This window comes from Clostridium sp. (genome assembly GCF_036643715.1).
Taxonomy (GTDB): domain Bacteria; phylum Bacillota; class Clostridia; order Clostridiales; family Clostridiaceae; genus Clostridium.
Genome location: NZ_JAVXRL010000026.1, coordinates 36,109 through 43,460, shown reverse-complemented (window position 1 = coordinate 43,460; position 7,352 = coordinate 36,109). Strand labels below are relative to the sequence as shown.

The window sequence follows — 7,352 nt, the reverse complement described above, 5'->3', positions numbered from 1 at the left end:
AGACACGGTGGTGGAGCATTCTCAGGAAAAGATCCAACAAAGGTTGATAGATCAGCAGCATACGCAGCAAGATGGGTTGCTAAAAACTTAGTTGCAGCAGGAATAGCTGATAAATTAGAAATACAATTAGCTTATGCAATCGGTGTTGCTAAGCCAGTTTCAATTCAAGTTGATACTTTCGGAACAGGAAAGAGATCAGAAGAAGAAATAGTTAATATAATACAAAAGGTATTTGATTTAAGACCAGGTGCTATAATAAGAGATTTAGATCTTAGAAGACCAATCTACAAGCAAACAGCTGCTTATGGACATTTCGGTAGAACAGATGCTGATTTACCATGGGAAAAGTTAGATAAAGTAGAAGAAATCAAGAACTTAATGTAATTAGAGAAAGGAGCCCTTTAAAAGGGCTCCTTTTAGTTTAAATGAAAATATTATTATAATTTAAGTTACCATCCGCCAGAAGATCCGCCACCACTTGATGAACCTCCACCAAAACCTCCTCCGCCACTACTTCCTCCACCAAAACCGCCGCCTCCACGGCCATTTCTTCCGAAGATTAATACGAAGGTTAAAATATTTCTAAAAACTCTTCCTCTATTAAGAAGTAGATCAGCTAAAAATAAAACAAAGAAAACTATTAATACAAATATTCCAGATGAATTATTACTTTCCTTTGATGGAAGTGTCACATTTAAAGATTTTTCTAAAGTGACGCCATATTCCTTAGCAGCATAATCAGCTAAAGCACTATAGCTTTCAGATAATCCAGTCCCGTAATTACCTTCCTTAAAATTAGGCTTAGCTAGAGAGTCCATAACTCTATTACTCAGTGCATCAGGAATTGCACCTTCAAGGCCTTTGCCAACCTCAACGCGCCACCTTTTATCATTAATAGATAAAAGAACTAACAACCCATTATTTTTATCACTCTGACCTATACCCCATTCTCTAAAAAGGTTGATTGCATAATCTTCTATAGGAGCACCGTCAGTTGAATTAATTACAACTACAACTGCTTGAACTCCCGTTTTATCTTCAAGTTCCTTTCCAATAGATATAATTTTTTTAGTGTTAGCTTCATCAATAGTACCAGTATAATCATTTAAGTATTTATAAGGTGATGGCTCTGGATACTTAGTTGAAGCAGTAACTTCGTAAGAGAAAAATGAAACAATAATTAAAAGAGAAGATAAAAGTACTTTGAAAAAGTTAAGTTTTTTTTGCATTATTACTTACTGAAATCAACTGAAGGAACTTCTTTTGAACCTTCACTTGCTTTATAGAAAGGTTTTTCGGTAAATCCGAATATGGAAGATACTATTGAAGTTGGGAATTTTCTTCTCTTAGTATTATATTTAGTTACAGCAGCATTATAATCTTGTCTAGCTACTGAAATTCTATTTTCAGTTCCTTCTAATTGAATAGATAAATCTTTAAAATTCTCACTTGATTTTAATTCAGGATATCGTTCAACTACAACTAATAATCTTGATAAAGCACCAGATAATTCACTATCAGCATTAGCTCTATCAGTTACATTTGTAGCTCCTGCTAGTTTACTTCTTGCATTAGCAACATCTGTAAATATTTGCTGTTCTTGACTTGCGTACCCTTTTACAGTGTTAACTAAGTTTGGAATTAAGTCAGACCTTCTTTGAAGTTGAGCATCTATGTTAGCTTCAGCGGTATTTACATTTTGCTCTAGTGAAACGAGGCTATTATATCCACCTATTATGGGAATAGCTATAATAGCAACTATTGCGACTATTATTAAAGATATTTTTAAATTTTTACTCATAATATCAAATCCTTTCTTTTATTCATACTTAGAGTATATGCAAAAAATTAGTAAAATATAAATTATGATCTTTTATGAATTATTTTGACTGAAAATGATTGACTTTGAATGAAAAAAGATTTATTATATATTTAAAGAGGTGATGTAAATGATATCAGAAGAAAGATTTGAAAGAATTTTGAAGCTTTTAGAAGAGAAAAATACAGTTACGGTTACTGAACTTGTAGAAAAATTAAATACATCAGAATCAACAATAAGAAGAGATTTAAACTTTTTAGATAAAGAAAATAAATTGAAAAAAGTTCATGGTGGAGCAACATCACTAGATGTAGTTTATGATACAAAAGATGATGAAGTTTTCATAAGACAAGGACTAAATGTTGATGAGAAAATTAGAATTGCAAAATATGCAGCAAGCTTAATAGAAGAGAATGATTTTGTTTATATAGATGCAGGTACAACAACAGAGCTTATGATAGATTTTATAACTGAAACAAAAGCTATATACATAACAAATGGTATAGTACATGCTAAAAAGTTAATTCAAAAAAAATGTAATGTTTATATAATAGGTGGAGAACTTAAACTTTCAACTGAAGCTATAGTTGGTATAGAGGCTATAGATAGTTTGAAGAAATACAATTTTACTAAAGGCTTTTTTGGTACAAATGGTATAGATCCAAAAAGTGGATTTACAACACCAGATATTCAAGAAGCATTAGTTAAAAGAGAAGCTTTAAATAAAAGTAATAAAGGTTATATATTAGCTGATAGATCAAAATTTAATCATATTTCAGCAGTTACATTTGGAGAAATTAATAAAGGAATAATAATTACAACAGAATTAGAAGATAGTAGATTTAGAAAATATACAGAAATTTTGGAGGAAAACAAAAGATGATATATACAATGACATTCAATCCTTCACTCGATTATATAGTAAAGGTTAACGATTTTAATTTAGGAATGGTAAATAGAACTTATGATGAAAAGATATTCCCAGGGGGAAAGGGAATAAACGTTTCAACTGTACTTAGTAATTTGGGTATAGAAAATAAAGCCTTTGGATTCGTTGCAGGATTTACAGGAGAAGAGATTGAAAGAAGGGTTAAAGAATCAGGATGTAGTGCTGATTTTATAAAACTAAGAGATGGGATTTCAAGAATAAATGTAAAACTTAAAAGTGAAGAAGAGAGCGAAATTAACGCTCAAGGTCCAAAGATATTAAAAGAAGATATAGAAAAATTATATGATAACTTAAATGAACTTAAAGATGGAGATTTACTAGTACTTGCAGGAAGTATACCAAATACACTTCCAGAAGATATGTATGAGAAGATAATACTTAAGTTACAAAATAAGAATATAAACTTTATAGTTGATGCAACTTGTGATCTTCTACTTAACGTATTAAAGTATAAACCATTTTTAATAAAGCCTAATAAGGATGAATTAGAAGAAATATTTAAAGTTCAAATAAATAACGAAGAAGAAATAATTGAGTATGGAAGAAAACTTCAAGAAAAGGGTGCGAAAAATGTACTTATTTCAATGGCTGGAGATGGAGCTATACTAATTAATGAAAATGGAGAAATATTAAAAAACAAAGCACCAAAAGGAGAAGTTAAAAACTCAGTTGGTGCTGGAGACTCAATGGTAGCAGGCTTTATTGCAGGATATATAAGAAACAAAGATTATAAAGAAGCTTTAAAGTTTGGGATTGCAACTGGAAGCGCAAGTGCTTTTTCAGAAGACTTAGCAACAAAAGATAAAATAGAAGAAATTTTTTCAAAATTATAAACTCTTAGGGAGGGAAAAATTATGCGTATAGTAGACCTTTTAAAAGAAGAAGGCATTTTATTAAATGCACAAGTTAACTCAAAGAAGGAAGCAATAGAAACATTAGTAGACCTTATGGACAAAGAAGGTTACTTAAATGATAAAGAAGAATATAAAAGGGAAGTTTTAAAAAGAGAAGAATTAAGTACTACAGGTATTGGTGATGGAATTGCTATACCTCACGGTAAAACAAAGGCAGTTAAGTGCGCAGGGCTTAGTTCCATAGTTGTAAGAGATGGAGTTGACTTTGATTCATTAGATGGCAACAAGGCTAACTTATTCTTTATGATAGCAGCACCAGAAGCGGCTAACAACTTACATCTTGAAGTACTTGCAAGATTATCAACAATACTTATGGATGAAGAATTTAGAAAGAAACTTATAAGTGCTGATGATAAGAAAGAATTTTTAAAACTTATCGATGATAAAGAAAGCGAAAAATTCGATAAAGAAGAAAAGAATGATAAAAAAGGATATAGAGTATTAGCAGTTACAGCATGTCCAACAGGTATTGCACATACTTACATGGCAGCTGAAAGCTTAGAAGAAAAAGGTAAGGAAATGGGCATTACTATAAAAGTTGAAACTAACGGTTCTGGTGGAGCAAAAAATGTTTTAACTAAAGAAGAAATAGAAAATGCAGAATGTATTATAGTAGCAGCAGATAAAAATGTTGAAATGGCTAGATTTGATGGAAAAAGAGTTATAAAAACTAAAGTAGCTAATGGAATACACAAATCAGAAGAGCTTTTAAAAGAAGCTACAGGTGGAAAAGCAGCAATATATCATGCAGAAGAAAAAGCTAGAAGCATTGATGAAAATGTTGATAATGAAGGTGTAGGACATAAGATATACAAGCACTTAATGAATGGGGTATCTCATATGTTACCATTCGTTATTGGTGGAGGAATACTTATTGCTTTAGCATTCTTATTTGATGATTACAGCATAAATCCAGCTACTTTTGGTAGTAATACACCATTTGCAGCATTCTTAAAGAGTGTTGGTGATACAGCCTTTGGATTCATGTTACCTGTACTTGCAGGATATATTGCTATGAGTATTGGTGATAGACCAGCTCTTGCAGTAGGTTTTGTTGGTGGTATGCTTGCAAACAAAGGTGGTTCAGGATTCTTAGGAGCACTTCTTGCAGGTTTCATAGCAGGATACTTAGTATTATTACTAAAGAAATTATTTGATAAGTTACCAGATAGCTTAGAAGGATTAAAACCAGTTTTATTATATCCTCTATTTGGGATATTACTAATAGGTGCGATAATTATATTTGTAATTAATCCACCAGTTGCAGCAATTAATACAGGATTAACAAACTTCTTAAACACAATGGGTGAAAGTAGTAAAGTAATTCTTGGAATAGTACTTGGAGCAATGATGGCAATAGATATGGGTGGTCCAATTAATAAAGCAGCTTACGTATTTGGTACAGCAGGACTTGCAAGTGGTCAATTCGATATAATGGCAGCAGTTATGATTGGCGGAATGGTTCCACCACTTTCAATAGCATTATGTACAACATTCTTCAAGAATAGATTTACAAAGAGAGAAAGACAATCAGGTCTTACAAATTACATTATGGGATTCTCATTCATAACAGAAGGTGCAATACCATTTGCAGCAGCAGATCCACTTAGAGTAATACCTGCATGTGCTGTAGGTTCAGCAGTAGCTGGAGGACTTTCAATGGCACTTGGATGTCAATTAAGAGCACCACATGGTGGAATATTCGTAGTACCAGTTATAGAAAATCCATTAGGATATTTAATAGCATTAGCAGCTGGTGCAGTTGTGGGTATGATATTACTTGCAATATTAAAAAAACCATTAAAAGAAAATGCATAAAATAAAATTAAGTATATAATAAAAAGGTGATGAAAATTCAATTTTCATCACCTTTTTAACGTTTAATCAAATATAGTATTTAAGTTTTGGTTTTCATTAAAATCAAAACACATTTTTACTTGTTCGTAAGAATTTCTTTCAAGAGATAAATTAGGTAAATTATCAATAGAGAACAAACTACTATCATCTGTTTCTATATTTTCTTTAAATTCACCACTTATAAAATTACAAAGAACAAATACTTTATAAACACTATAAGGACTTAAAGTAGAAGAATGCTTATTCTTGTCTAAGACAGCAATAAGTTTTACTGGCGTAATATTAACACCAGCTTCTTCAAAGCTTTCTTTTATAGCATTTTCCTTAATGGATAGGTCTATTTCAGCCCATCCACCAGGTAAAGCCCATTTATTATCTAAACTTTCTTTTACTAAAAGTATTTTATTATTAATAAATATAGCAGCTCTTACATCAACCTTAGGAGTTTGATATCCTTTTTCATTACAGAAAAGATCTTTTACCTTTGCTGTAGGAATATCAGTATACTCTTTTAATATTTCGCAAGATAAATTACGTATTTCTTCAAAACGTTCAATATCATATTTATCTTTAGAATAGGTAATGCCAGACTGTGCTATTGATTGTAATCTTTTTGCCCAGTTCAACCACTTTTCTTCCATAAGAATCACCTCTTAAAATGGGATATCAGTAAGGATTAGTTGTTGTGGATTAACTTTCCGTTTACTATAACTTTCTTAACGTTAATTCCTTCATCGAAAAGAATTAAATCAGCATCATAGCCTTCTTTAATCATACCTTTTCTATCTTGAACGTTGCAATGTCTAGCTCCATTATAAGTAGCCATCTTAACTACTTCATAAAGTGCATAAGGACTATTTTCATAAACATTTTTAACAGCTCTATCAAGAGTTAAAACTGAACCTGCTAAAGAACCTTCTTTAAGTCTTGCAGCACCATTTTCAACAAATACATCTTGACCACCAAGAGAGTATTTACCATTTGGCATACCACAAGCCATCATAGCATCAGTTACTAGAAGAACTTTATCTAATCCCTTTTGCTTATATGCAACTCTAAGTGATGGGAACGCAATGTGAATTCCATCAGATATAGTTTCAGTAGTTATTTCTGAATCGAATATAGCTCCAACAACTCCAGGTGCTCTATGAGTAAATGCTGTCATTGCATTAAATAAGTGAGTTGAATGGCAACATCCGCATGCGATACCTTCCATAGCTTCATCATAAGTAGCTTTAGTGTGACCTATTGAACATACAATTCCTTTTTCACTTAAGTACTTAATAAGTTCTTTTGCGCCACAAACTTCAGGTGCAAGAGTTATTGAAATAACTGCATCAAAAGCATCTCCTACCATTTCGTTGTAAGTATCTATTGAAGGTACTTCAACATAGTTAGGATTTTGAGCTCCAATTGCATTAGGGCTTATAAAAGGTCCTTCAAGATGAGCTCCTAAAACGTTTGCTCCATCTGTACCATTTAATTTAGCTTCTTTAATAACTTTCATTGATTGCTTTATAGCATCAACAGAAACTGTCATAGTTGTTGGAGTAAATGATGTTGTACCAAACTTTGAGATTGTTTTTGAAATTTCATTTATAGCTTCAAAAGTTCCATCCATAGTATCGTGTCCACCGGCACCGTGAATGTGTACATCTATAAATCCAGGTGATAGATACATACCATTTGCATCAATCACTTCCTTTTCATCACAAACTAAAGGATTTATTTCTTTGATTTTACCATCTTTAACTAGAACTGAACCCTTTTCAATTCTATCTAGATATATTATGTTACAGTTTTTTATTAACAT

At 31.7% G+C, this 7,352-nt stretch carries 8 protein-coding genes; 4 read left to right on the top strand and 4 right to left on the bottom strand.

What is annotated here, in order from left to right:
* A partial coding sequence (locus tag RSF37_RS09085; protein WP_332564093.1) for a methionine adenosyltransferase domain-containing protein occupies window positions 1-384 on the top strand: 384 nt, incomplete at its 5' end.
* Between the two features lie 65 nt (window positions 385-449).
* On the opposite strand, the gene RSF37_RS09080 is transcribed toward RSF37_RS09085, so the two are convergent.
* Window positions 450-1,229: a TPM domain-containing protein gene (locus tag RSF37_RS09080; protein WP_332564092.1), complete on the bottom strand. Its 780-nt coding sequence runs from the start codon at window positions 1,227-1,229 to the stop codon at window positions 450-452.
* 2 nt (window positions 1,230-1,231) lie between these two features.
* Window positions 1,232-1,801, bottom strand: a complete 570-nt coding sequence (locus RSF37_RS09075; RefSeq protein ID WP_332564091.1) for a LemA family protein — start codon at window positions 1,799-1,801, stop codon at window positions 1,232-1,234.
* A 148-nt stretch (window positions 1,802-1,949) separates the two neighbouring features.
* Here RSF37_RS09075 and RSF37_RS09070 point away from each other — a divergent pair, with 148 nt between their 5' ends.
* Genes RSF37_RS09070 through RSF37_RS09060 form a run of 3 tightly spaced genes read left to right on the top strand, consistent with a single transcriptional unit; the run spans window position 1,950 to window position 5,500 of the window.
* Window positions 1,950-2,702, top strand: a complete 753-nt coding sequence (locus tag RSF37_RS09070) for a DeoR/GlpR family DNA-binding transcription regulator (protein WP_332564090.1) — start codon at window positions 1,950-1,952, stop codon at window positions 2,700-2,702.
* Entirely contained in the window at window positions 2,699-3,601 is a 903-nt protein-coding gene (pfkB, locus tag RSF37_RS09065; RefSeq protein ID WP_332564089.1) for a 1-phosphofructokinase, read from the top strand. The genes RSF37_RS09070 and pfkB overlap by 4 nt, the downstream gene beginning before the upstream one ends.
* Before the next feature lie 21 nt (window positions 3,602-3,622).
* Window positions 3,623-5,500, top strand: a complete 1,878-nt coding sequence (locus RSF37_RS09060; RefSeq protein ID WP_332564088.1) for a PTS fructose transporter subunit IIABC — start codon at window positions 3,623-3,625, stop codon at window positions 5,498-5,500.
* A gap of 62 nt (window positions 5,501-5,562) precedes the next feature.
* On the opposite strand, the gene RSF37_RS09055 is transcribed toward RSF37_RS09060, so the two are convergent.
* The gene (locus tag RSF37_RS09055; RefSeq protein ID WP_332564087.1) at window positions 5,563-6,180 is read right to left on the bottom strand and encodes an NUDIX hydrolase; all 618 of its coding nucleotides are present in this window, start codon (window positions 6,178-6,180) and stop codon (window positions 5,563-5,565) included.
* A 35-nt stretch (window positions 6,181-6,215) separates the two neighbouring features.
* Complete coding sequence (gene nagA, locus RSF37_RS09050; protein WP_332564086.1) at window positions 6,216-7,352, bottom strand: N-acetylglucosamine-6-phosphate deacetylase; 1,137 nt, start codon at window positions 7,350-7,352, stop codon at window positions 6,216-6,218.

Excerpts from the sequence above, each read along its gene's own strand:
- RSF37_RS09055 (WP_332564087.1), bottom strand. The coding sequence starts at position 6,180 with ATGGAAGAAAAGTGGTTGAACTGGGCAAAAAGATTACAATCAATAGCA.
- RSF37_RS09075 (WP_332564091.1), bottom strand. The coding sequence starts at position 1,801 with ATGAGTAAAAATTTAAAAATATCTTTAATAATAGTCGCAATAGTTGCT.
- RSF37_RS09070 (WP_332564090.1), top strand. The coding sequence starts at position 1,950 with ATGATATCAGAAGAAAGATTTGAAAGAATTTTGAAGCTTTTAGAAGAG.
- RSF37_RS09060 (WP_332564088.1), top strand. The coding sequence starts at position 3,623 with ATGCGTATAGTAGACCTTTTAAAAGAAGAAGGCATTTTATTAAATGCA.
- RSF37_RS09080 (WP_332564092.1), bottom strand. The coding sequence starts at position 1,229 with ATGCAAAAAAAACTTAACTTTTTCAAAGTACTTTTATCTTCTCTTTTA.
- nagA (WP_332564086.1), bottom strand. The coding sequence starts at position 7,352 with ATGTTAATAAAAAACTGTAACATAATATATCTAGATAGAATTGAAAAG.
- pfkB (WP_332564089.1), top strand. The coding sequence starts at position 2,699 with ATGATATATACAATGACATTCAATCCTTCACTCGATTATATAGTAAAG.